The organism is Nocardia huaxiensis (assembly GCF_013744875.1).
Classification (GTDB): domain Bacteria; phylum Actinomycetota; class Actinomycetes; order Mycobacteriales; family Mycobacteriaceae; genus Nocardia; species Nocardia huaxiensis.
The window spans coordinates 3,283,918-3,308,867 of sequence record NZ_CP059399.1 but is presented as its reverse complement, the minus strand read 5'-3'; the positions used below and the strand labels follow the sequence as shown (position 1 = coordinate 3,308,867).

Here is a 24,950-nt window from a genome sequence, read left to right as displayed (position 1 = left end):
CGCCCACCCTACGGGCCGGTTCCGTCCCCGGATGGGCGCTCGCCGGCCTCAGTCGTGGGCGTGCATGCGCGCGATCACTTCGGGCCGGCGCAGCGGCGGCACCGTCTTGGGCGGGACCTTGCGATCGGGTAGCTGCTCGAGCAGCCGGGTGGTGGTGGCCGCGATCTCGGCGACGGCGGCATCGACGGCGGCGCGGTTCGAATCGGAAATGCTCGACAGCCCGCCGACCTTGCGCACGTACTGCAGGGCGGCCGCCTGGATCTCCTCAGGTGTGGCCGCTGGTTCCAGCCCACGCAGGGCGGTGATGTTTCGGCACATGACCCGAGGCTAGCCCGCCCCTCCGACATCCGTCACGGTCCGCCGCTCACGCCCCTCCTCGCTGCGCTCGTCGGTGCGTGCGCGACGCGCGCTGTGCTGATGGTTCGCTCACTTCGTTCGCTCACGGGGGTGCAGGGTGACGGGGATGGCCGACGGTGAGAGCACGAAGTCCCGGTTCGAGGGCCGCACGGTGTAGTCCGGATCCGGGACGGGCCGCCAGCGGGCGAGCAGGGCCGCCGAGGCGAGCGCGATCTCGAGCATGGCGAAGTGGTCACCCAGGCAGCGGCGGCGACCCACGCCGAAGGAGAGACTGGCCTTCTTGGCGGTGTCATCGGCGCGCTCGGGTGACCAGCGGTCGGGGTCGAAGTGCTCGGGGTGCGGGAAATTGTGCGGGTCGTGCTGAACCATGTAGGGGCTGAACATGATCGCGGATCCGGCCGGGATGGTGACCTCACCGATGGTCAGATCGGCGACGGAGTTGGCGGCGCTGATCCACGGACCCCAGAAGCGAATCGTCTCCGCCACAACCTGTTTGAGGTACGGCAGGGCTTCGAGGTCTGCGGGGCGAATGCCCTCGGGCCCGACCACGGCGTCCAGCTCCGCGTAGAGCCGCTCGGCCACCTCGGGATGGCGCATGACCTCGTGCCAGAGCCAACCGGCAAGGGAGGCCATGGAGCCCACACCACCGGCCAGCATGAGAATGGCCTCGTCGATGATGTGATCATCGGACAGGGTCGCCCCCGTCTCGGGATCGGTGTGGCGGATGAGCGCCGACACCACATCATTGAAATCCTCGTCGCGGCGGCGGTATTCGGCGATCACCGCGCCCACGGCCCTGCGCAGGTGACGGGCCTTGGTGCGCCAGCGCCAGTTGGAGATGACGCGCAGCCGGCGAATCTGCGGTGGCATGGCGGTGCGAATGATCACCTGGGACAGCAGCCACGGAATATTGTCGCGGATCTCGTGCCGGGCCGACGCGCTGAAATCCGCGGTGAACAGGGTCGAGGACACGGTGTCGAGCACCAGCCCGTGCGCCTCGTCCATGAGGTTGACCCGCCCGCCCGCGGGCAATCCCGCCGACCAGGCGTTCGCGATGTCGGAGGCCGACTTCGAATACTCCGCCAGCCGGCTCTGCCGCAGTGACGGCGAGATCATCCGGCGGCGCAGCTTGTGTTCCGCGCCGCGCAGCACATTGACCGATCCGCCCGCCACATCCTCGATGGCCTCGCGCAGATCCTCCCGTTCGAATTCGGCGTCGCTCACGGCCACCTGACGCACCAGCTCCGGGGTGGTGAGGATGTAACCGGTCTTGCGGCCGAACCGCATTCGCACGATCGGGCCGAGCTGCCCGACCGCGGTGACGAAGCCGGGCGCGTTCCGCAGCGCCTGCAGGCTGTGCCCGACCAGCGGCAGACCGCCCGGGGCGCTGGGGATCTCGGACAGCGTGCGCGGCAGCGCGGCGGCCGGTCGCTGCGCGGCCTTGTCGACGGCCTCGGTGTAGACCTTCAGAACCGCTGCGGTATAGCGGGATTGGCGGACCGAACCGGCATGCTCGCCGAGCACCGCGCGCATTCCCGCGAGAGCGCTGCGATCGGCCGCGAGCTTGGCGATGGCGTCCGCGAGGGCCTCGACGGAGTGGTCGGCGCTGCGGAATCCGCCGCCCGCTGGCACGGTTTCGTCCAGCACGGGGTCGCAGTAGATGACCGGCAGGCCCACCGCCACCGCCTCCAGCAGCACCATCCCCTGCGTCTCGAAATCGCTGGACGGGAACAGCAGGGCGTCGGCCGCCGTCATGGCTTCGAGGCAGGCGGCACTGGAGACCTTGCCGTGCAATCGGATTCGCTCACCGAGCCGATTCTCGGCAATATAGGCCGCCGCGACGCCACGCAGATCCCCGTCACCGTAGATGTCGAGGGTGCTGTGCGGCGAGCGCCGCACGGCGTCCAGGGCTTCGAGGAATCGCTTCTCCGCCGACAGCCGCCCGCACCAGATCAGCCGCAACGGCCCGTCCACCGGATGCTCTTGCGGTTCGAGCCCTTCCAGCACCGCGTCATCGACCCCATTGGAGATCACCCGAATGGGTTTGGTGAGCCCGTGCGCGACCATGAGGTCCGCGAAGTGGCGGGTCGGCACGATCACCCGATCGGCGGCCTGCGCCTGGCCGCTCATGGTCCACCAGGCGTGCCGCGCCGCCCGGCTCTCGGCCCGATGCGGCATGTGATGCGCGTGCGGGACGTACCGCCCGTGCAGCGCGCGCAAGGCCAGCGCCGTCGCGTACGGCGCGGGCGAGGTCTCCCGAATGAAGGCGTCATCGCGGCTGTGCGCGGTGTGGATCAGCGGAATCCGGTGCCGCCGTGCGGCTTTCATGCCGATGATGGCCACGCCGTAGGTGGAGTGCGTGTGCACGACATCGAAGGGCCCGCGCGCCGCGAACTCGGCATCGACCAGCGCGTCATTGCGAGCTCCGGGCGCGACCACGGCTAATCCGTTGAGCGCCAGCGATATCGATCGCAGCTCCACGACATCGGGTTCGGCGCTCGCCGCCCCGCCCCCGGCCTGCGGCGGCACGAAGAGCGTGACCCGATGGCCCGCCCGTGCCAGCCCCCGTCGCAGCGAGTCGACCGCCGTCTGAACTCCGCCGAGCGTGTCCGGGTGATAATCCGCGAAGAACGCGATGTGCATTCGCCGCACTGTACCGATGCGGTACACCGGTTGAAAAGGCATCATTTCCATGGTCTGGACGCCGTAACAGGAACCTCGGACTGTCGATAGGTCCTGTACCGATACAGAAAGCAGGCCCGTGCGCATTGCGATTCCGCTCACCGGAACCCGAGGCGACGTGCACCCGGTTGTCGCTCTCGGGATCGAACTCCGACGGCGCGGGCACGACGTGCTGTTCGGCGCGCCGCCCAACCTGGTGGACTTCGTGAAATCGGCCGGCCTCGCGGTGCAGTCCTGCGGACCGGACATTCAGCAGCTCTACAGCTCCGAGGCCGGGCAGCAGGCGCTCGCGGCGGGCAATACGCTGCGGCTCATGCAGCTGGTGGCCAAGCAGATGGCCGGATACGCGGAGCAGATGAACCGCGAGGTCGTCCAGGTGTGCGCGGGCGCGGACCTGATCGTCGCCAGCACCGTCACCGAGGATCGCGCGAGCTCGGTGGCCGAGGCGATGGGGGTGCCGCTGGTCAGCCTGCACTACTTCCCGTGCCGGGCCAACAGCGCCTATCCGTTCCCGGGTGCGCTGCCCGCGCACTGGAGCCCGCCCGCGGCCGTCAATCGGGTCACGTGGACGGTCGCGGAGAATCTGCGGCGAATAGCCTTTCTGCCGTATTTGAATGCGCTGCGGGCCGATCTGGGGCTGCGCAAGTCGTTCGCCAGCCCGGCGGCCGTGCTGGCGCGCGCACAGGTGCCGGAGATCCAGATCTACGATCCGGCGCTGGTGCCCGGACTGCCGCAGCAGTGGGACGCGCGACGGCCCTTCACCGGGTTCCTGACCCTCGACGACGACACCCGGGCCGCCGTGGGCGATCTGAACGGCGATCACGACGGCATCCTGCGCTGGATCGACGCGGGCGAGCCGCCGGTGTTCTTCGGCTTCGGCAGCATGCCGATCAAGGATGCCGCCGCCGTGCTGACCATGGTCGACCAGGTCTCGGCCCGGCTGGGCGTGCGAGCGCTGGTGAGCGCGGGCTGGAGCGATCTCGATATCGCGAAAGCCCATGCGGGCGAACATGTCCGGGTGGTCGGGGACTTCGCGCACGACCGGGTGTTCCCGCGCTGCCTGGCGGCGGTGCACCACGGCGGTATCGGCACGCTGTTCGAGAGCCTGCGCGCCGGGCTGCCGACGCTGGTGTGCTCGGTGTCGTTCGATCAACCCATGTGGGGCGGGCAGGTCACCAAGCTCGGCATCGGCGCGCACCTGAAGTTCACCGAGCTGACCGCCGAACGCCTGGAACAGAGCCTGGCCCCGCTGCTGACACCGGAAATCCGCACGCGGGTAAGCGAATTCGCTGGAACCCTGCGTCCCGAGGGCGGTGCGCACCGGGCGGCCGACATCATCGAAGCCGCGGCCCGGTGAACCTCTACTTCGTGACCGACAGCCTGGTCATGTTCCGCCGGGCGGCGCGAAACACCCTGCGCAGCCCGGACACTCTGATTCTGTCCATGGCCATGCCCATCCTGGTGCTGCTGCTGTTCACCTATGTGTTCGGCGGCGCGATCAATGTGGGCGGCGACTATCTCGACTATGTGGTGCCGGGAATCATGCTGCTGTGCACCGGATTCGGTGCGGCGATCACGGCCACCGCGGTGTCCACCGATATGACGCGCGGCAGCATCGACCGCTTCCGCACGCTGCCCATGTTCCGGCAGGCGGTGCTCACCGGGCACGTACTCGAGGGCATGGCCCGTGTGCTGGGAGCCATCGGCATCGCGGTCGTGGTGGCGGTGGCGCTGGGGTATCGCCCGCAGGCCGGGCCGCTGGGCTGGCTGGCGGCGCTCGGGCTGATGACGCTGTTCGTGCTCGCCATCTCGTGGATCTCGGTGGCAATGGGCATGATTGCCGCCAATCCGGCCGCGGCCGGCGGGATGACGTACGCGATCACCTTCATCCCGTACGTCAGCAGCGCGTTCGTGCGCACCACCACCATGCCGAGCTGGTTGCGGGGCTTCGCCGACAATCAACCGGCCACGCCCATCGTGGACACCATGCGGGATCTGCTGGGCGGCAACGGCGGTGGGCGCTGGGTGGAGGCCGTGCTGTGGTGCTCGGCCCTGGCCGCCATCGGGTTCGCCGGTGCGAGTGTGTCTTTCCGGCGTTTGGCCCATCGCTGAGCCGGGTCAGTTTCCGGTCAGAACCAGGGCCTGTGCGATGAGAGCCAGGTACAGGGTCAGAATGAACACCACGGCGGGAATGACCGGATAGTCGGTGTCACCCGAGCTCCGGAAGCGCCATGCGCCCGCGAGCGGTAGCAGCAGCAGCGCCAGGGGAATCCAGCCGATCGCAGCGGCCGGGAGGTCGTGCGTCCACGGCTGAGCCACCGCGAGTTCGGCACCCACCGCCACCACGGCCAGCAGGAGCGAGACCGCCACACTTCCCTTCGTCCCCAGCGCATTCGAATACAGCAGCTCACCGGGGCGTTGTTCCCGGGACGTCTTGCGCGCGAACTCGAACTGCAGGAAGGCGCCGGCGAAAACCACCGCCACGACCAGGATCCGCCAGCTGCCCGCGACCTCACCGGTGTCCATCGCCGAGATCGCCACATAGGCGGTGACCAGCAACTGCACCGGATAGGTGACGACCAGATTCAGCAGAATATCGGTGCGCACCGTCTCCGAAAGCTGTTCCAGCCCCCACAGAATCAGCCCGTACACCAGCACGGCGGCGATCATGACAGCCGACCACGGTGACAGCGCCAGGCTCCCCGCGATCGACCCGACCGCGATGATCCCCATGGCCGTGCGCAATTCGCCCGCACTCACCGCACCGGTGACCAGTGGCCGATCCGGATTGTTGACCCGGTCGTACTCGAGATCCTTCTGCTCGTCGACCATGCGCAGATACAGCAGCACGACGGCCACGATCGCAATGCGCGCGACCGTCGCGCCCGTGGGCCGCCACGCGGAATCCGCCTGCGAGACAAGCGCGGCCGTGCCCTCCAACGCCAGCACCCACAGGATGCCGTAGAGCAGATAGTGCGGCTTGTACATCACCTTGGTGAACCGCGCTATGCGCCCTGCGGAGACCAGAACCGCAGGGCGCGTAGCAGTTCCGCTGGTCACGGAGCCGCTCCCGCAGCGCCGGGCCATCCGTCGAAGCCCGTCACTTCCGCTGCGGGCGTGCGCTTGCGCGCGGGTGCGTCAGAACCGGGCAGCAGATGCGCCACCGGCAGCAGCGCCACCTGGGTGACCTCCTCGAACGGAATGCCCAGCAGTTCGGCGATCTCCCGCTCGTAGACCAGGTGCGCGGTGGTCATGGTCGATCCGAGGCCACGATCACGCAGGGCCAGCAGGAAATTCCACACCGCCGGATAGATGGACCCGTAGAAGCTGGCCAGCCGCAGCGCCGACGGTTCGGTCGGCGGGCGGCCCAGCGAGCACACCAGAACCAGCGCCGGAACCTCGTGCATGTGGTCGGCCAGATACTGCCCGGAGGACAGGTCCGCCAGCTGATCCGGCCGTGGTGTGCGGGCGGAAAGGTAGGCGGCGAAGCCTTTTCGGTAGTACTCGCCGATCCGCGCCTTGAGCTCGGGGTCCTGCACCACCACGAACCGCCACGGCTGCCGATTGGTGCCGCTGGGCGCGTGCACGGCGATATCGAGGCACTCCAGCAGATCCTGACGCGACACCGGCCGCGTCAGATCCAGTCGCCGCCGGAAGGCGCGAGTGCTGGTCAGCAGATCGATGCCCATCAATCGACCACCTCCGATTCGGAACCCGGTGCGTCGTCGGCGAATTCGAGATCGATGCGCGCCGCGACCGCCCCGTGCTGATGGATCTCACAGTGCACGACGGTCGGCCCGACGCCCTCGTCCGCGATGCGCGCCACGCATTCGGCCGGAGCGTCCAGCTCCACGAAATGCCCGAAAGCACTTGTCACGCTGAGGACGGGCAGCTGCGGCCGCATCATGCTGACCGCGGTCTGGCGGGCGGCCTCGATGAGCAGATTGCCCGGCACATGATCGAGTTCATGGTCGAACAGGATCGGGTGCGAGGTGTCGGCGACCAGCGCCGCGCGGGTGACGCCGTCGGCCGAACGCGGCTCTCCGATCACCACATTCCGCCAGTTCTCCCGGCCCACCGTGGCCGCCTCGGCCCGGTCGGCCGGACGGATGGCGGCCTCGAATTCCCCGAGCCCCAGCTGTTTCCGGAATCCGGACCGCATGGCCGACCACGCGCGCGGCGACACCCAGGAGAAGGAGCCGTCCACGGTGGACAGCGGCACCCCCGCGCAGCTGATCTCGAGGATCAGGTCCAGGCCCTGGAGCGTCTCCTCGCGGTAGTGCTTGCGCAGGGCGCGCGCGTGCATCACCAGATCCGCAGGGGCGGAATCGATTTCCCATGCGGAGGTGTCGGCTCCGGTGCTGTTGAAGGTGCGCACCAGAAACGCCCGGTCGGCGGGCACCCCGTAGAACTCGTGCGTCAGCGCGATGGATGCCTGCCGGGCCGCCTCCATCACCGCGATGGGGTCGTGGCGCGTGGCGAGCGCGCCGGCGTGGTCGCCGTAGTGCCCGTGCATGCGCGGTAACTGCGCCCCGATCACGAAGGCGTCCTCACCGACGGCGTCGAGCGACGTCACGAAGACCTCGGCCACCGAATGCCGGTGTGCGAGTGTGCGGGGAATCGTGCGGACATGGGTAGCCGCCACGGTTTCGGCAGGTATCACGATCGGCCCTCCAACCAGTCATTCGCGGTGACGGGGCGCAGCAGTTGTGTCTGCGTCCCGACCCGCATGGGAAACACATAGGAGCCGAGCACGATCGCCGACCAGGCGTCGATCTCCCGGCCGGAGCTCAGGGCCGCGTCCAGCGCACGCGCGCGTTCCGCGTCGGTTACCGCGCCCGCGAGGGTTTCTCGCAGCGCGTCGACGGCATCCTCACGGTCGAAGCTGCGCGCCGGAACCTCGGAATACAGGGTGTGGGCGAGGGCGGTGGCCGCGTCGGTGCGGTCCTGGCCCGCGCAGACCTCACGCAGCACCGCCGCGCGTTCCCGCTCGTCGAAGTAGATGGCCAGTTCGCGCAGCACATCGGCCGGGTCGTCCGGGGTGTGCACCAGGTTCAGCAGGTAGTTGTCCTTGCCGACCAGGTGCCGCAGCTCGCCCGGCTTACGCTTGCTCGGGTCGGTGGGGCCCTTGGCGGCGGTGAGCCGGGCCTGCACCGGGAGTTCGCCGTCCGGGCCGTGGATCACGAGCACCAGCACATCAGAGATGCGGACCAGCAGATCGGCCAGGCGGCGGCGTTCGGGTGAGGCGATATTCCAGGCGAAGTACCACAGTGCTCGCGCCAGATGCCGATCCACCACGGTGCGACGGGCCGCGACGACTCGGAAGCCGTTGCCGCGCAACCACTCCAGGGTCGGCTCGATGGCGCGCGCCACCACGGCATCCGGCTTGAGCAGCAGCAGGGCGTGCTCGCGAGCGAATTTCGCGGCGTCGCAACCGATTCGGTCGAGCTGATCGACGGTTTCCAGGACGTAGGTGTCACCGGTGTAGGCGTCGGCCTTGACAGCCGACGGCGTCAGCTCCGAAAGCAGGTCGTGCACAGGGTCGTTCGTCACACGGCACCTCCTCCGGTTCTGGCGAGCACCTCGGCGATCGAGGGCAGGGGCGCGCCCAGGTATCCCGACTCCAGGCAGTAATCCAGCAGCAGGCGCAGATATTCCTTACCGGACTCGGGTGACGGTGCACCGAGCAGCTTGTCCGCGGTGCTGGTGTCGAAGACCAAGCGGCGCTTGAAGTAACTGGTGTACAGGGCTCCGATGCGCAGGTAGTACTCGCGCTCCAGCGGGTCGAGATCGTCGACGCTGAAGGTGGATTCGGGGACGTAGGTGGCCACCTCGAAGGACGGGTACTCGGCGAGGACGTCGGAAACCTCACGCAGGGACAGGGTGTCGCGACCCACGGCGTGCACGGTGAGACCCTCTGCGGCATCGAAATCCATTGCGACGGTGGCGATCACCTCGGCCACGTGATCGACCGGGGCGAGCGAGAGGGTGGCGTCGTAACGGCCGGGCAGCTTGCGCAGCTTGCCCTCCACCATGAGTTTCACCACGGTGTAGAGGTTCTTGTACTCGCGGATCGCACCGGTGCCCAGCGCCCCGGTGACAATGCCCGGACGCACGATGGCCCACCGCAGGCCCCGCTCACTCGCCGCGCGGACGATCTGCTCGGCGCGGAACTTGCTGTCCTCGTAGCCGTTTCCGAACGCCTGACCGGCATCGAGTTCGTCCTCGCGAATGAGCCCGCCGCGCAGGCCGCATACATACGCGGTGCTGACGTGCACCAGCGGCACATTCCAGTCGAGCGCCAGCTCCACCGCGTGGGTCGCACCACCGACATTGAGCTCGTCATAGGCCGTCGGCGTGGCGTCGAAGGCGGTGGTGGCGGCGCAGTGCACGATCAGACCGACCCGATCGGCCAGCTCCTTCGCCTCGGACTCGGAGATGCCGAGCCCCGGAGCGCGAATATCGCCGCGCACCCGATGATCGACCTCGAGCGGGGTGCCGTCATTCCTTGTGAGATCCGAATTGCTGTGCAGCACAGCGGCAACGGAGCGACCGGCCGAATTCAGCCGGGCCACGACCTCAGCCCCGACCAGGCCGCTCGCGCCGGTGACCAGCACCAGGTCACGGTGTGCGTCGCTCATGCCGTCACCTCCCCCGAGTTCACGCTCGCGAGGGTTCCGGTCACCAGGTCGATGACTTCGCCCACCCGCAGCACTCCCATCAGATCCTCCGGCCGGTATCTCGGCAACTCGAAGCTGCGTTCCAGCACCACGGTCAGCTCCATCAGGCGCAGCGAGTCGAACCCGAGATCCTCGATCAGCCGATGGGTGTCGGCCAGCTTCTCCGGCGGCTGCGGGGCCATGGCCGCGACAATGCCGCGAATCCGCACGGCGACAGGGCTTTCGACGGTCATGAGTGCTCACTTTCCCGCAGATGCGGCTGTTGTCCGCCGCTGGCCAGCAGATCCCGCGTCTCGTCGAGCGGCAGATCCGTATTGAGGTAACCGGCGATCCGGAGCCAGTCGTAACCGATGGACAGCGTGCGCTCCCACTGCTCGCGGGAGTCGAAGGAGGCCGGGAATCCGGTCGCGGCGTCCGCGCCACCGGCGACCCGGCGGACCAGGAGCACGAAATCATCCAGCACCGTGAGAGCTGCCAGGGTGTCACCACCGGTGGCGATGACCTCCGAGAAGCGCACGCGCCGAGCCGCATCCAGCGATTCCAGGATGGCGTCGCGGCTGGCGGCCGAGACCGGCAGCAGCCGGCGCAGCGTCTCGGCGGGCGCGACATCCGCGGGCAGCGGATAAATCCCGAACGCGGACACCAGCACTCGCACGCTCATGGCGATGAGCCGGTGCGCCGCGATATCGGCGACCCCGCCCTGCCCGTTCTTCACCGCACCGACCAGGTCCTCCCTGGCGTTCTCCAGCACCACATTGGCCCACACCAGGTTCAGCCCGCATTCGGTGAACCGGGTGGCCGACATCGGCACCAGCGTGGCGATAGCGCCGTCGAGCGCGGCCCCGGTCAACCCGAGCGCGGGCGCGGCCGAACCCGGCACCGGCGCATACGGTTTCACGGTCTTGCACATGGCCAGCGCGGGTTCGACGACTTCCCCACCGCGCCACTGCAATCCGACGAACCCGAGCCGCACGAACTCGGCCAGCTCCGCCCCGATATTCCGCGCGGACCGCGCCAGCACGTCCCGCACCGAGTGCCGGAACACCACCGAACGCCAAGCGCGCCCGGCCTTCTCGGACAGCACGAACACCTCGGAATCCGCCCGCAACACATGCACCCGGCCGCCCAGCGACCAGGTGGTCACACCCGGCCTCCGTGCGAACAGCACCTTGTGCGGGTCGTCCGCGACATCCTGGACCCCGAGCGCGAATGCCAAGTCCAGCAGCTGCTTCCAGCGCTCGGTGTCATCCTCGGGCCAGGTGGCGACCGAGCCGACCTGGCGGTACCAGTCGACGAGATCGTGTGCGCCGATGCGATCGAGCTGGCTGGGCAGCCACTTGGTCTCGATATAGGTTTCGCCCCGGCGCGCGGCCCAGCCCTTCATGGCTTGCAGCAGGCCGTCGCAGGCCCACTCGACGGCCTCCGCGTGCGCATCGAAGGCGCGCAGTGCGATCGCGTACCGCAGTGCGTGTGCGGCACGGCCGGTCCACCAGTCGGCGGCGAGATCAGCGAAGGTGCGGTAATCGAGGGATGCGCGCAGGGCCGCGATATCCACCGCCCCTTCACGCACGATGGTCGCACGCAGGAAACGCTGGCAGCGGTTGAGCAGATCCTCATCCGGCGCGGTCACCACATCCGTCAGCTGCCGGCGCAGCTGGCCGACCGAGCGGGTGCGCACCTCCACGCGACGGCCGTCGGCGAACAGGACCGTCGGCAGCGTGGGCATCTCCTCGTCACCCGGCGACACCACCAGGAAGTCGATGTCGGAGCCCTCGTTGCCGAAGCCCTCCGCGAGGGAACCCTCGAACAGCACGGCCGCGTCGGCGGGCACCGCCACGGCGTCGAGTGCGGACTCGAGCAGCTGGCGTACGCGTTCGGCGGACATGCCCGGTCGAGGTGGCGCGTCATTGAATCCGCTCGCGGTCACGACGCTGTCCTGAGCGGTGTCGACGGCGACCTCGGCCGCGTGCACCACCGCTCCGGCGAGCGCACCGTCGCGCAGCAGCTGCCACATGTGGCGGCGGCGCGGCTTGCCGCTGGAGGTGCGGCGGATGAGCCCGCGCGGGCCGGTCACGATGTGCGCGGTCTGCGCCGGGCCGAGGTGGCTGCGAATGATCTTGCGCGCCTCGTGAATCCATTCTCCGGCAGCGGTTTCGGCGAAAAGCGCGATCCCCTGCTCACCCGCCTCATTGATGCCGACGGCCGCGAGTTTGCCCTTGGTGAGCCCGGTTTCCTGCGCGACCCGGGATTCGATGTCCTCCATGAAGACCGAACGGCCGCGCACCTTCAGGCTCGATCCCATCCGGCCGAGCACGAAAACCTCACCGTTGTAGAGGAATCCGGCATCACCGCTGTAGAGGCGACCGTCCTCGATACGTGTGGACGACCCGGCGCTCGGTTCCCCGGAGTACCCCAGCGCCACCGAATCCCCGACGACGACCATCTCGCCCAGCACACCATCCGGCAGCTCCCACCCTTCGTCGTCCACCACCGTGACGGTGCACTCCGGTGTCGAGAAGCCCAGTCCGGTAATCCATCCCGCGCCGTCCACCCGATGCGTGTCATCGATGACGGCCTGCTCCAGCACCGGAACCGGTTGCCCGAAGCGCAGACTCGGATTGTCGATGCGCAGCGCCGTGATCGGCTGCTGTCGCGCGGAGGAGGTCACCATGAGCGTGGCCTCCGCGAGCCCGTAGGCCAGCGTGAAGGCACTCATCGAAAAGCCCTGGGGTGCTGTCAGTTTCGCGAACGACTGCAAATCGGAGGTCTCCACCGGCTCCGAGCCGATGGCCAGCGTCCGGAATCCGGACAGATCCAGATCCGCGATCTCCTCCGGCCGAACCCGGTGCGCCACATAGCCGAGTGCGAACGACGGCGACGGCGAATGCTGCGTGACCGCCATGGCGCGCAGCCAGCGCACGGGATCGCGCACGAACTGATCCGGCCGCATCAGGTACAGATTCCCCTGATTGGTCACCATATTCAGGAACGCGCCGACCAACCCCATATCGTGGTAGAGCGGCAGCCACGACACCATGCCCTCACCCGGCCGGAAATCGAGCAGCCGCGTGATCATGTCGACGTTATTGGCCAGATTCCGCCAGCTGACCCGCACGCCGCGCGGCGCACCCGTGGATCCGGAGGTGAACTGCAACAGCGCGACCTCCCCCGCCGGAGCCAGCTCCCGCGGCTCGGACGCCGGTTCGAGGGCTGCCGCGTCGACCACCAGCAGCGCATCCCCGAACCCGGAATCCACCGCCGCCCGCCGCACGAACGACTCGAACTCCGGCGAGGTCACCACGAGCGTCGGCTGCGCCTGCTCCAGAATCCCGGCGATGTGCGCCACGATCTGATCCAGATCCCCGTACATGGGCGGCGCGATGGGCGTGAACACCCCGCCGCACGCCCACACCGCGTAAAACGCTGACACACAGGGAAATCCGGTGGGCATGACAACACACACGCCATCGCCGCCCGCGACCCCGCGCGCCCGCATGAGCGCCGCGATCGACCACACCTGGTCGGTGATCTCACGGTAGCTGCGGTACTCCCACCCGTCGGCTTCGTCCGCCAGGTACAGACCGGCTGCGGTGGACGGGTTCACGAGCCAATCGCGCACCGTACCAACGTCTTTCGCTGAAGTCGCATTACTCATGCGATTCTCCTTCGGGGAGCACCGTCACCGTACCGTTCACGCCGTCTACACGAATGCGCATCCCGGTCCGGATCTTCTTCGTTACGTCCTTGACTTGCACCACGGTGGGAACGCCCAGCTCACGCGCCACAATCGCGACATGCGTGAGCGGACTCCCCCGCTCGATCACCAGCGCCGCCGCCGACGGCAGCGCGGCCACCCACCCCGGGTCGGTCCGGTAGGCGATGAGAATGCCGCCCGCGACATCGCGCGGCTCGTCCACGATCACCGCATCGCCCTCGACCACGCCCGACGCCGACGGCGTGCCCGCCAGCACCGTGCCGACCTCGGCGGCGGCGGTGTCGGTGACCGGCACCCAGCCCTGCCCCGCCAGCCCCGCCCGCCCGAACCGTCCGCCCAGCGTCCGGAACCGCGGCGGGGCTACCAGCGCGGAATCCCTGGCGCGCAAGGCTTTCCGAGCGCTCACGATATCGCGCAGCCCAGCGGTGTCGGAACCCTCATAGCAGCCGCGCAATTCGGTGACGGTCAGGTAGAACACGTCGGAGAACTCGTCGAGCACATCGCGCGCCACCAGATCCCGGCCCATCACGCGAATCATCCGCTTGATCATGCCGAAGGCGCGGGTCCGGCAGAACCGCAGCCGCTCTCGATGCGCCGCGCACCGGGACACCTTGGCGCGCAACCGTTCATAGATCCGCCGGCGCGGCCCGCGCAGATGGGCATCGAGGTATTCGTCCGCCTCGTCACCCCGGCTCGCGGTGACGGTGTCGCCCAATCGGCCCAGGGCGCTGCGCAACATGATGAACAGGCTCGCCGGATCCTCCCGCAGATCGGGCGTCTCCAGTTTGAGCTCGTCCAGGCTGCGGTAGCCGTAACGATCGATGTAGTCGTCGACCTCGGCCAGGAACGCGATATGCCCGCCCTCCGCCAGCAGCGGGTAGATCCGTTCCGGCGCAGTCGATTCCACCAGCGCGGTCAGTTCCTGGTCGGCCCGCACGGTCTGCGCCAGGGCCGTCATGGCCCGCGCCGGCTCGGCCGACTCCACATCCGCGCCGGGCCCGACCACCGCGTACAGGAACCACTCCGGAGCCTTGGGCAGGAACAGCTTGGTGAGCAGGTACATGAGCCCCGTGGTAGTCAACAAGATCGCATCGAGCACCATGAGCGGCCCCCACCGCTCGACCAGATCACGATCGACCGCGCGATAGGCCGTGTACGCCTCGTCTCCCCCCATGGTGGTGTAATCGAGCGCGTCGTACTCGTCGTAAACACGATAGAACTCGGCTGCGAATTCCTCGACCATGGCATCGATCCCGCGCAGCCGCTGTATATACGCCGCCGTGGTCACCGTCCGCGACCGCAGCCGAGCGAGCTTGCTCCGAAACTCGAACGGCCGCAAGGTCTTCGCGATCTCGTCTTCGAGGGGCTCATCCACCCCGAGCGCGGCCTCGAGCACCTTGCGATTGAGCGGATACCCGGGCGCGATCCCCACCATCCGATACCAGTGCAGCAGGTTGTAGTACACCCGCCCGTGAAAGTACCCCAGCAGCACGGGAGTCCACCGTTCGACATCCCGCTGCTGCTCGGCCGGCACCTTCAGCGAGGCCGCATACCCCTGATACACGCGCCCGTAAATATCCGCCGCGACCGTGTAGGTCAGCGGCGAGGTGATCCCGCTGAAACTCTCGATAATGTTGGAGTTGTCCCAGATTCGCAGTTCCCCCTCGGGCACCTCCTCCCCCGCGCCCCGCAACTCGGCATCCGCGCGCACTCCCGTACCGGTGGCCGTAATGGCTCGCGCCTGGAGCAGCCACACCCCGTCCTCGTCCATGGCCCACTCGATGTCCTGCGGTGCGCCCCTGTCGATTTCGATCTTCCGCCCGAGCTCGGTCAGCTCCCGGATCTCCGCCTCGCCGAGCACCGCCCGCTCCCGATCCGCGGCCTCCACCTCGAGGATCTCACTCCCCTGCGCCCCCACCGCGTCATACCGCCGATCCTTGTCTCCCACAACGAGATCGACGACCACCCCACTGCTCTTGTCCACAATGACGGAGTCCGCGTCGACCGCCCCCGACACGAGCCCCTCCCCCAGCCCGTACACGGCACTGATCACCAGCTCATCCCCCGCCCCATTGGCCGGATTAGCGGTGAACACCACCCCACTGGCCCGCGCCGCGATCAACCGCTGCAACACCACCGCCGGAGCCCCCGCCCGCGGCACCCCCCGCGCGAACGCATACCGCACCGCCCGCTCCGAATACGCCGAAGCCCAGCACTCCCGCACCCGAGCCACCGTCGCCTCGACACCCCGGACATTCAAAAATGTATCGAACTGCCCCGCATAAGAATGTTCCGCCCCGTCCTCCCCCACCACCGACGACCGAACCGCAATCGCCGTGTCCCCCAACCGTTCCCACGCGTCCTGAATCAGCCCTCGCACCGAATCCGGCAGCGCCCCACCAACAATGGCTTCCCCCAGCGCCGCTCCCCGCGCGACAGCCGCCTCCACGTCCTCGATCCCAGCGAACTCCGCCAGCGCCTCCCCCAGCCCGGCCTCTTCCGCGAACCCCCCAAAGATGTCGGTCCCCAGCACCACCCACTCCGGCACTCGAAACCCGAATCCCCCCAGCGCGTGCAACCCCCGCGCCTTCCCGCCCCCCAGCTCCCCCACAACCGTCGCATCCGACCACGGACCAAGCACCTGCACTAGCACTCTCCCATCACCCCGGCCAGAGCCCCGGCCGGTGCTGCACAAGATCAAAGGATCTTGTCTGAATACCTCATGCTTCACTTGGGAAACAGCCCAATCTTCTGTGGGCTATCCCAACCACCCCACCCATGCGCACCCCACAACCCCAGGTAACGACACATTTGCCACCCCCGATCACCAGACGTCAGCGCACCACACGCCCCCCAACGAAAGGACAGCCCCATGAACATCATCAACGGCCTTTCCAACGCGGCCTACCAGTACCTGATCGGCGCCCCGGCGGACGTCTGGATGGGCTGGCTCCGCTACGCGTTCGGTCTCTAATGTCATCGCCCACCGACGCCACCCGGTTACCCACGAGAAGTTCCCAACCGCTGTAACCCGCGTCACGATCACCCACCCCACAAGCCGACCCAACCCCCTCACCAGGGCAAAGCACCCCGCCCGACCCGCGACTTCCCTGGACCGAAAGCGATTCAGACCGACACAAGTCCAGGAGCTCATCGCGGTGCGCTCAACTGTTCGGATCCGCACCCGGTTCGCCGGTGACCGCCGCCGCGAGTGCGGCCGCGATCGCGGAGGACCACTCGAGTAGGTGGTTGAACAGCTGATTTTCGAGCGTGGCAGCCTGCTCTGCGGGATCCCCCAGTTTGGGGTAGGAGAGAGAGCACCCGAGGGTGTCCTCGATGAGCCACGTTTCGCCGAGATCGACAACGGTGAGTACGTAGCGATGGCCAGAAGCCGAGTCGGCCGTCACGGGCGCACTCCTGTTCATCTCGATGGCGCGGAAGGCACCTCGCTCGGCAGGGTCTTCAAACAAAGTAAGCGGAATCCGGCAGTGACTGAACGTAATTCGGCCAAGGCCGAACAGGGACCAGTCACCGGCGCTGGTGGCAACTCACGCCCGGCCCCCTCGGCGATTCAGAGCAGTTCCAGGACAGCAACTTTCGGAGCACATTGAATTCTGGAGATCACCCGATGAAGGGCAGCCAGAACCGAAGGTGACAAGTTCAGTCTGCCCTTCCGGGCTCGGCCATATGGTCGCGCATCGCATCTTCGTTGCCGTTCAGCAGATTTGACCAATGAGCAGCTGACTGCCGCAGAATCGATACGATGAGGTAACCATGGATCTTCACACCGCGATCGCAGAATTCGACCGCCACAGTACTTCTGAGCACCTCGCACTGGTCCACCAGCAGCGCCAGCAGGTCCTGGCACAGTTCCCGCTCGAAGCATGGCAGGGCCTGCCGCTCCGCAGATACGCCCTGGGGATGGGCAGCGACGGGGATGACCACCCGTATTGCAAGCTGATGGAGTTCTGGACCCCGAACCTCGGCAGCATCAGCGGCGGCAGCGCAACCAAGCACATTATGTACCGCCACAATTCGGGCGAATGGCGGTTGGCTCCGGCACTTCACGGTCTCGATGCCGACACGGCCTGGAAACGGCTCCGAGACCAGTTCGTCGCCGCGTTCGACGCCGCCTCACGAAGCGATTTCGCCGCGCTCGACGAGCTCGAGATCCTGCGATCCGGGCAGGCACTGGTGACGAAAACCCTGTCCACCTACTTCCCGCAGCATTTCCTGCCGATCTTCTCGGTCTCGCACCTGCGGTCGTTCATCGAATTGTTCGGCGGCACACCCGAACCCAACGCACCCGCGTGGCGGGCGAACCGCCAGTTGCGCGAACTGGTCAACCGCGAACCCGAACTGCGCGACTGGAATCCGCACGAGGTGATGCTGCTGCTATACCAGGACTTCGATCCCCGCTCGAGCAAACGCACCGTCTGGAAGATCGCACCCGGCCGCAACGCCCACCACTGGGAAGACTGCCGCGCAGGAGGATTCATCTGCGTCGGCTGGGACGAGGTCGGCGACCTGAGCCAGTACACCAGCGACACCGAGCTCAAGCACGCCTTCGATGAGCACTGGCCCGAAACCACCGGCGGCAACATGGCCAAGGCGCGAAACCTGTTGGCCTTCCGTGACCTTGAACCTGGCGACCGCATCGTCGCCAATCGCGGCATGTCCCACATACTCGCCGTCGGCACTGTCACCGGCGGCTATCGATTCGACGAAACACGCACTGAATCAATGCATGTCGTGCCCGTCGACTGGGACACCAGCTATGCGCAGGAACTCTCGCAACCACAGCGCGGCTGGGTCCCGACCTTCGCCAAGGTCCCCGAAAGACTTTTCCTGTCCATCCTCGACATGGGATCAGCCCACCTGCTCGAAACCAAAAGCCTTCCAGCGGTTCCCGTACCCGAGGAGGTGATTCCAGTCTTGGCGGCTCTCGATCGTAAGAGCCAGGTGATCCTGCACGGACCGCCCGGCACGGGAAAGACTCGCCTGGCGCTCAACACCGCACTCGCCGCCAACGGTCGCACGGCCTCGATCGACACACCCGATCGTGCCCAAGCGGTCTCCGAGATGCTGACGGCAGGCCGAGTCAGTCTGGTGACCTTTCACCCCTCCTACGGTTACGAGGACTTCGTCGAAGGCTACAAGCCCGATCACCTGTCCACTGACCCCGGTTTGCAGCTCGTATTGTCCGACGGGTTGTTTCAGGAGCTGTGCACGGCGGCTGCCAAGGACCCGGACCGCACCTTTCTGCTGATCATCGATGAGATCAACCGCGGTGATCTGCCCCGTATCTTCGGCGAACTGATCACGCTGCTCGAGCCCGACAAGCGTGGAATTCCCGTTCGGTTGCCGATCAGCAAGCGCGAATTCATCGTCCCGCCCAACGTGCGGATCATCGGCACCATGAACACCTCCGACCGCAGCGTCAGTCACCTCGACGCCGCGATCCGTCGCCGCTTCGCCTTCCTGCACATCGGTCCCAATCCCGAAGCCCTTTCCGGCAGTATCGGTTCCCTCGACCTGGCGACCTTCCTCGAAGCACTGAACGCCCGCATCACCACGTGCCTGGACGCGGACCACCAGATCGGACACGCCTACCTGCTGCGCGGGGACGAGCCCGTTTCCACCGATGAGGAACTGGCCGCCGCCTTCTACCACGACATAGTCCCCCTGATAGAGGACTACTGCCTGGGCCGCACCGAACTGCTGCGCCGCATCCTGGGGCGTCTGGTCGACGCCGATACCGGTCGGCCCGCGCAGATCGCGGTGAATGACCTCGCCACCTCCCTCGCCGCCGAGTTCACCACTGGGAGCGGCGAACTCGATGATTGAGATACGCCTGGCCGAATACGAATCGGTCTCGGTGCGTACCGACCAAATTACCGACAGCGACCTCGGGCGGTTGCACGCTCTGCAGGCGTCCAAGCGATTCACCGTGGCACCCGACCGCACCGGTTGGCGCCTCACCGCGAGTGCGACTGTCGGCGTCCTCGGACTCGATCGACTACGCCTGATCATCACCCCTAAAATCGCCTTCGACGAGGCTTCGCTGCTGCGGTGGCTGTGCTATGCCACCTACACGCCCATCCCCGCCGACGCCATCCACCGCTGGACTTCCGGTCGACATGGCCTCACTGATGTCATCGCCGCGGCACTGCTCGCCGAATGCCGAAACCTCCTGCGGGACGGTCTGCGCCGCGACTACCTGCGCCGCGCCGCCGTGGACGCCGTGCTGCGCGGCCGCCTCGACGTGGCAGCCCAGGTCACCAGGCGGTATGGCATGGTCGACAAGCTGCACATGCGCACCTTCGACCGCGATATCGACATCTGGGAGAACCGCGTCTGCGGCGCGGCCCTGCGCGCCGCACGCGCCTTGGCGACCGACGACCACCTTGCGCACCAACTCGGCACCACCGCAACGGAGTTCCCGACAACGGCCCTCCCCGGCGAGGCGGTCCGCCTGCTCGATCGCGCAACCTACAGCCGTGTCAATCACCGCTACTGCACCGCACACCAGTGGGCCGGACTGATCCTGCACGCGGGCGGCGTCACGAATCTGCTGACCGAGCAGGGACATTCGGCCAGCAGCCTGCTGCTGGACATGCCCCGACTATGGGAAGCCGTCGTGCACCGCCTTCTCAGCGACGCCGCCGCCCCGCTCGGCGGCACCGCCATCTCGTCGAGCGGACCACTCGGGCTCGCAACCCGCGGGGACCTATCCTCGCGGCCGCCGTTCCGACCCGACGTGCTGCTGCGACTGCACACCGGCACACCGAACGAGGCGCTGTTTCCCGCCGACGCGAAGTACAAGCATTACGCCACCCGCACCGTCAGCGCCGCCGACGTCCACCAGCTACTCACGTATATCGCCGGCTACTGCCCCGAACACACCCCGATCGCCGCGATCGTTCACCCGCAGCCGGGCGGCAGCTCCCGCCGCATGCTACGGGTGAACGGCAACGACCGGCAGTTGGGCACCATCCAAGTGCTGGGAATCGACACCCGCGCCGAACCAGTCCAGGCAGTCGACTGGATTCGTGCGGCGCTCTGGGGCAACGACATCACGATTCACCCGAGCTGAGGCCCGTCGGTTTGGCCGAGAGGGGACGTCACCGGTCGCCGAAACGGTCGGCCCAGAACGGGTGGTTGCGGAGAACGTCGATGTTCTGCTGAGGTTTGCCGTCGAACACGAAGCCGATCACGTCGTCGGAGATGGGGTGCAACCCGCGGGCGAGCGTCCACACGACATCCTGGTTGGTGTACAGGAAATATGACCATGGCCGCCGCGGAGGCCGATCCCAGTCCACCTTGACCGAGCAGCCGTCCCCCGGATTGGCGGTGATCGTGCCGGTCAGGTGAAAGTCCATGACCGACACCAAATTTCCGCGCCGGTCGAAGGGAACATCCTCGTCGCCGGTGTTGCGTCGAGTCCGCACCGCGATACGTTCGCCCGGCAGCATATCGGCCACCTTGGCTTCGAAGCGAAGGTGAGGGTCCATCCGCCACTCGCCCCGGGCCAGGAAGTCCCGCAGCTGATTTCGGCCTGACTTTTTCGAACCGGGCGTCACCAGCCAATAGCAGACGACGTCGCCGAGATCGTCGGCTTCGGACACCACGGGCAAATCGTCTGCCGACGGGTGGTCACCACTGTCTACTGTGTCCGGGAACAGCGGCGTGGACGACCTCGACTCTACGACCGCAGCATCTACGGGAGTCTCGGTGTGAGGCAGCGTTTGTCGTGGATATTCGGGATACACCGACTGAACCACTTGCGGGCAGTGGTTACGGGTATAGGAGCAGCAGTGCTTGCGCATCACGTCAAGGATCAGCCGCGCAGCCGCGGCGGTAACCGCGGGATCGTCGACGATCCGCTGGAGACTGTCGCGAGTCGGACACTGTATCGAGATGACATCACTGCCGGCATCGTCATAGGCACGATGCCGCAGCCGCACCCGAGGGTGACGGCGCCCGAATTCCCTCTCGGCCTCGAGAGTAGGAACCAGCGCGCTGCGACGGACATTGAGGAAACCTGTCAGGTCGTCGTTTACGACGAACACCTCCATGGCTCCAACACTCACGCAGAATCGGCGCTTGCCTCCGTAGGTTCCCGTGCTGACCGACCAGTATTGGAACTCGGTCGCCCGAGGCACGGGTACCGACGAGTCCAGAAACGTCCACAGCAACGCAGTCACCCCCACTGCATCCGGCTTCTCGTGGTACTTCCGGGCAGGAGTCGAGTACCGAATCTCCTGCGCCGCCATCGCCTTCAGCGGAGTCACATCGGCAGCGTTGTAGGCTCTCGGGTCGCCCAGCCACCGTTCCTGCTCGGCCACCGGCAGCAGTTCGTCGAGAGCATTACGACCAGTGGTAACGCTGGCGTTGACCACATTCCGCAGCCGCACACCCAGCGCCTCGAGTTCGTGTGTGAGGATCCGCTCGCGCCGCTTCAGCTCCTGCTTGGAAGCCACCCGCGGACAGATCCGCACGCTAGCGATCTCCTCACCCCATTTCGCCCGGTGTCCAGCCATTCGCCCTCGCAGATTTACCGATTCACCCAGGTAGAAGGTGCCGTCCTGGAACCGCAGTAGGTACCAGCCGCTGAGCACCGGCTGCCCCGACGGCAAGGCCACCGTGCGTACGTCGACGAAATCCACTGAGGGAAGAAAGTTTTGGGAATCAGCCCAGTTGTCGGCCACCGCCCCGGACGCATGAGTCATGAGGGCGAGCATACGAACCTTCACCGACACTGTCATTGCGGCCCAACAGATTTCACCATCCCGAGAGTAAGTCGCCTGCTTCGCCCGGGGACCCTACCGATCAAACAGTCCATCCAGCCACAACCTTGCCGCACAGCTCGGCTCATTCGACCGAGAACCGACCACGAGCTGGTTGAAATCCCTACCAGCAGAGTGCAATTCAACCCATTGCAAGGTTCTCGTTCGCTATCTTGATCGGTAGTTGGGTTCGAGGATCCAGGGGGAACTGATGCCCGATATCAACCGCGAACGACGCCGGACCTGGGTTGAGCGGAAGCTGGTCGACATTCCGTCTTTGACCGCTGAGCAACGCCGGTTTCTGTCGATTCCGCTGATGGAGAGCCGCTGGCACGTATTGATCGATCGCGGACCGTCCCGCCGAGATCGTGCAGCCGCATTCGCGGTCGGACCGACCGGCGTGTACGCCCTGGTGTTCACCGACAGCGTGCCGGATCGGCAGTGGCTGAGGGGGATTCGCAAGCATGCGGAAGAGGTATTCGCCGGGTTGGTGTTCGGGCGCAGCCAGTACGTGCCGCACATGCTCGAAGTTGTGCTCCTCATGCCGCACGCAGCGGATACCGCCGCGCACGATCCCTTCGTGTCCGTCGACGAGGCCACGATGCGTCGAATGCTGCTCGGTCGCGAGAACATCGTGCCGACCCGGTGGATCCGCGAGATCACCGCGACGGTCACGAACCGAGGCAACCGGTTCGAGTGGATCAGCGCAGACGACGCCCCGACCGCGGAAACCGTTGTGTCGGAAGGACTTTTCGGGGCGAGCGAGCTGCGTGAAGACGAGCGAGGCAAGGTACTCGGCCGGCCGTTCCAGGAGTGGATGACATTCCTGGACCCCGATCAGATCAGCCTGGTGAACATCAATTTCACCGGCCCGGCCCGCCTCAGCGGTCCCGCGGGCACCGGCAAGACGGTAGTGGCGCTGCACCGCATGGCGCGCTTCGCCAAGACCTATCCCGGGCGGTTGCTGTTCACCAGCTTCGTGAGAACCCTTCCCGCATACCATGAATCGGCGTTCACCCGGCTGGCTCCGCAGGCACTCGACCGTACCGAGTTCATCGGCCTGCACAAGTGGACGACACGATTCCTCACGCGCCGCGGCGTCTCCTACTCCCTGGGCGACGAGGACGCGTACGAGGACGCGTTCGCCCGCGCATGGACCAGAGCCCGGCACGTACTCGGCGACATCCGCGACACCGACTATCAGTACTGGAAGGACGAGGTCGATCGCGTCATCAAGGGGCGCGGCCTGGAGACCCTCGACGCCTACAAGGAGGTCACTCGCTCCGGCCGAGAAGGCGTCTCTCTCGGACCGAAACAACGAGAGAACGTGTGGTGGTTGTTCTACAAGCCGTATCGGGCACGGTTGCAGGAGCGCGGAATCGACGACTTCAACGACGTCATCCGCAAGGCGATCAACGAGTTGCGCGATCGTCCGCTCGACGACACCGAGGACTACGCCCTGGTCGTGGTCGACGAGGTGCAAGATTTCACGCTGATGGAACTGAAGCTGGTGCACCAGATCTCTGGTGGCAGCTCGGATGCTCAGCTATTACTGGTCGGTGATGGGCAGCAGCAGGTGTACGCCGGCGGGTGGAAGCTGTCCGATGCCGGAATTCCGCTTCCCGGTGGCCGCGGTCGTGTCCTGAAAACGAACTACCGCAATCGAGAAGCCGTCTTGCGGTTCGCCCAGCGCGTCGAAGCGAGCAACACCGTAGATGACCTCGATGGCGGTCCAGGATTCGTCCTGCGCGACAGCGAGGTCGTCCTGCCCGGCGGCAAAGTGGTCGTGAAGTCGGTACGCCGATCCGAGATCGACGAAGAACTCGTTCGCGCGATCAACGAGTCCGGCTACTCCTCCTCCGACGCTGCCGTCATCGTCGGAGGCCGTCGAGACGCACTGCACTATCAGCATGTGCTGGAGCGGGCCGGTCTGTCGCCCCTGCCGCTGGACAAATACGACGGCATTCAACACGATGCCATCAAAGTCGGCACCGTCCACCGGTCGAAGGGCATGGACTTCGCTGCTGTTTTCCATATCACCGAAAAGCCCGACGTTCCGCTCAGCGAACTCACCGGCGGTGCTCGTGACCGCGCCGAGTTGCTTGCCCGTCAGTCCCTGGTCGCGATGAGCCGACCTCGGGACTTCCTGTGGGTCGCATACCTGACCGACTGATGCGCCTCCCCCAGCCCGATGCAACCCGTGCCGTAGTGGGATCCAGCCCAAAGTAGCTCGTGGTTCTGGGAATTGACGCCGCCGAAGATGGTCGGGAACCCGAGCGGCTCGGGCACGATACAGACCTCTTCGTCGAAAGGCCAGCCTCCAAATGCTGCCCGTCCTGACGATCGAGATGCCATAGGACAGTGATCATCTCGCGGCCTTTCCGTACCGGAACCTCCGGCTCATCACACCCGCAGCAGACAGACCGTACCGATCCCACGCAGAGACAGCACCTGCCAAACCCAGCTCGCGCAACCGACGAACACGCCACTGCCCGCAATCATCATTGCGACGCTTTGCTCGACTTGGCCGAGCTTCGACAGAACCATTCGACAAACATTCAGCGGCGAATTCTTGGGGTTTCTGGCGCATAGTCCGGCAAGCGGGATGAACGAATAGAGCCCCTGACCATAATTCCTGGTCAGGGGCTCTATTCCGCTCCCCCATCTGGACTCGAACCAGAAACCTGCCGAGGACTTGTTTGTCTCGCTGCCATAGACAATCCGATG

19 protein-coding genes are annotated in these 24,950 nt (G+C 66.6%); 5 read left to right on the top strand and 14 right to left on the bottom strand.

What is annotated here, in order from left to right; all coding sequences use genetic code 11:
- Window positions 1-48: 48 nt before the first annotated feature.
- Both H0264_RS14725 and H0264_RS14720 read right to left on the bottom strand, forming a co-directional pair.
- Complete coding sequence (locus H0264_RS14725; RefSeq protein WP_181584482.1) at window positions 49-318, bottom strand: DUF2277 domain-containing protein; 270 nt, start codon at window positions 316-318, stop codon at window positions 49-51.
- A gap of 108 nt (window positions 319-426) precedes the next feature.
- Window positions 427-3,000 (bottom strand): cytochrome P450, encoded by a 2,574-nt coding sequence (locus H0264_RS14720; protein WP_181584481.1) that lies wholly within the window; start codon window positions 2,998-3,000, stop codon window positions 427-429.
- A 118-nt stretch (window positions 3,001-3,118) separates the two neighbouring features.
- On the opposite strand from H0264_RS14720, the gene H0264_RS14715 reads away from it, so the two are divergent.
- Window positions 3,119-4,396: a glycosyltransferase gene (locus H0264_RS14715; protein WP_181584480.1), complete on the top strand. Its 1,278-nt coding sequence runs from the start codon at window positions 3,119-3,121 to the stop codon at window positions 4,394-4,396.
- Between the two features lie 29 nt (window positions 4,397-4,425).
- Window positions 4,426-5,151 carry an ABC transporter permease gene (locus H0264_RS14710; RefSeq protein WP_181585553.1) on the top strand — a complete coding sequence of 242 codons (726 nt, stop codon included), beginning with the start codon at window positions 4,426-4,428 and terminating at the stop codon, window positions 5,149-5,151.
- A 6-nt stretch (window positions 5,152-5,157) separates the two neighbouring features.
- On the opposite strand, the gene H0264_RS14705 is transcribed toward H0264_RS14710, so the two are convergent.
- The 10 genes from H0264_RS14705 to H0264_RS38250 form a co-directional block, all read right to left on the bottom strand.
- Window positions 5,158-6,099, bottom strand: a complete 942-nt coding sequence (locus tag H0264_RS14705) for a UbiA family prenyltransferase (RefSeq protein WP_231086848.1) — start codon at window positions 6,097-6,099, stop codon at window positions 5,158-5,160.
- Complete coding sequence (locus H0264_RS14700) at window positions 6,096-6,728, bottom strand: nitroreductase family protein (RefSeq protein ID WP_181584478.1); 633 nt, start codon at window positions 6,726-6,728, stop codon at window positions 6,096-6,098. The genes H0264_RS14705 and H0264_RS14700 overlap by 4 nt, the downstream gene beginning before the upstream one ends.
- A complete protein-coding gene (locus H0264_RS14695) occupies window positions 6,728-7,702 on the bottom strand; it encodes a ScbA/BarX family gamma-butyrolactone biosynthesis protein (RefSeq protein ID WP_244976189.1) in 975 nt (324 codons plus the stop codon). The genes H0264_RS14700 and H0264_RS14695 overlap by 1 nt, the downstream gene beginning before the upstream one ends.
- A complete protein-coding gene (locus H0264_RS14690; protein ID WP_181584477.1) occupies window positions 7,699-8,592 on the bottom strand; it encodes a nucleoside-diphosphate kinase in 894 nt (297 codons plus the stop codon). Before H0264_RS14690 ends, H0264_RS14695 begins: the two co-directional genes overlap by 4 nt.
- On the bottom strand, window positions 8,589-9,680 hold the full coding sequence (locus H0264_RS14685; RefSeq protein WP_181584476.1) for an SDR family oxidoreductase: 1,092 nt from the start codon (window positions 9,678-9,680) through the stop codon (window positions 8,589-8,591). Before H0264_RS14685 ends, H0264_RS14690 begins: the two co-directional genes overlap by 4 nt.
- A complete protein-coding gene (locus H0264_RS14680; RefSeq protein WP_181584475.1) occupies window positions 9,677-9,952 on the bottom strand; it encodes an acyl carrier protein in 276 nt (91 codons plus the stop codon). The genes H0264_RS14685 and H0264_RS14680 overlap by 4 nt, the downstream gene beginning before the upstream one ends.
- A complete protein-coding gene (locus tag H0264_RS14675; RefSeq protein ID WP_181584474.1) occupies window positions 9,949-13,374 on the bottom strand; it encodes an AMP-binding protein in 3,426 nt (1,141 codons plus the stop codon). The genes H0264_RS14680 and H0264_RS14675 overlap by 4 nt, the downstream gene beginning before the upstream one ends.
- Window positions 13,367-16,081: a phosphoenolpyruvate synthase gene (locus H0264_RS14670; protein WP_231086852.1), complete on the bottom strand. Its 2,715-nt coding sequence runs from the start codon at window positions 16,079-16,081 to the stop codon at window positions 13,367-13,369. Before H0264_RS14670 ends, H0264_RS14675 begins: the two co-directional genes overlap by 8 nt.
- Window positions 16,082-16,598: 517 nt before the next feature.
- Window positions 16,599-16,841, bottom strand: coding sequence for a hypothetical protein (locus H0264_RS14665; protein WP_181584473.1), 243 nt, complete (start codon window positions 16,839-16,841; stop codon window positions 16,599-16,601).
- Between the two features lie 253 nt (window positions 16,842-17,094).
- Window positions 17,095-17,379, bottom strand: a complete 285-nt coding sequence (locus H0264_RS38250; protein ID WP_220139982.1) for a hypothetical protein — start codon at window positions 17,377-17,379, stop codon at window positions 17,095-17,097.
- 15 nt (window positions 17,380-17,394) lie between these two features.
- On the opposite strand from H0264_RS38250, the gene H0264_RS14660 reads away from it, so the two are divergent.
- Window positions 17,395-19,281, top strand: coding sequence for an AAA family ATPase (locus H0264_RS14660; RefSeq protein WP_220139981.1), 1,887 nt, complete (start codon window positions 17,395-17,397; stop codon window positions 19,279-19,281).
- Window positions 19,274-20,530: an McrC family protein gene (locus H0264_RS14655; protein WP_181584471.1), complete on the top strand. Its 1,257-nt coding sequence runs from the start codon at window positions 19,274-19,276 to the stop codon at window positions 20,528-20,530. The genes H0264_RS14660 and H0264_RS14655 overlap by 8 nt, the downstream gene beginning before the upstream one ends.
- Before the next feature lie 28 nt (window positions 20,531-20,558).
- On the opposite strand, the gene H0264_RS14650 is transcribed toward H0264_RS14655, so the two are convergent.
- Window positions 20,559-22,166 carry a GIY-YIG nuclease family protein gene (locus H0264_RS14650; RefSeq protein ID WP_181584470.1) on the bottom strand — a complete coding sequence of 536 codons (1,608 nt, stop codon included), beginning with the start codon at window positions 22,164-22,166 and terminating at the stop codon, window positions 20,559-20,561.
- Window positions 22,167-22,434: 268 nt separating this feature from the next.
- On the opposite strand from H0264_RS14650, the gene H0264_RS14645 reads away from it, so the two are divergent.
- Window positions 22,435-24,396, top strand: a complete 1,962-nt coding sequence (locus H0264_RS14645) for a UvrD-helicase domain-containing protein (RefSeq protein WP_244976188.1) — start codon at window positions 22,435-22,437, stop codon at window positions 24,394-24,396.
- A 230-nt stretch (window positions 24,397-24,626) separates the two neighbouring features.
- Here H0264_RS14645 and H0264_RS14640 read toward each other — a convergent pair whose 3' ends face one another.
- The gene (locus tag H0264_RS14640) at window positions 24,627-24,770 is read right to left on the bottom strand and encodes a hypothetical protein (RefSeq protein WP_181584469.1); all 144 of its coding nucleotides are present in this window, start codon (window positions 24,768-24,770) and stop codon (window positions 24,627-24,629) included.
- Window positions 24,771-24,950 lie beyond the last annotated feature (180 nt).